At 48.3% G+C, this 261-nt stretch carries 1 rRNA gene; it reads left to right on the top strand.

From position 1 onward, the window contains the following. Positions 1-173: 173 nt before the first annotated feature. A 5S ribosomal RNA gene (gene rrf / locus AAZQ98_RS17655) occupies positions 174-261 on the top strand; the annotation flags it as partial.

The following is a 261-nucleotide window of genomic DNA, read 5'->3' as shown; positions in this document are numbered from 1 at the left end:
ACTTTCAACACACAATAAAACAATATTTGAACTGATGATTTCAATGCTGTTCGCGTTCACTATGCGGTTACGAGACAACAACCTCTAACCAGCAAATACGGATGAGTTACAAGACTTTGTAGCACCGCAAAAACACTGACCAGGAATACGTGGTTTGTGTGCTTCGTGATTGTTACGGCGGTCATAGCGTGGGGGAAACGCCCGGTCCCATACCGAACCCGGAAGCTAAGGCCCACTGCGCCGATGGTACTGCACTCGTGA

Source organism: Glutamicibacter sp. Je.9.36, from assembly GCF_051129975.1.
In the GTDB taxonomy this organism is placed as follows: Bacteria; Actinomycetota; Actinomycetes; order Actinomycetales; family Micrococcaceae; genus Glutamicibacter.
The sequence above is the reverse complement of the archived record's forward strand: the minus strand, read 5'-3'. Positions and strand labels throughout refer to the sequence as shown.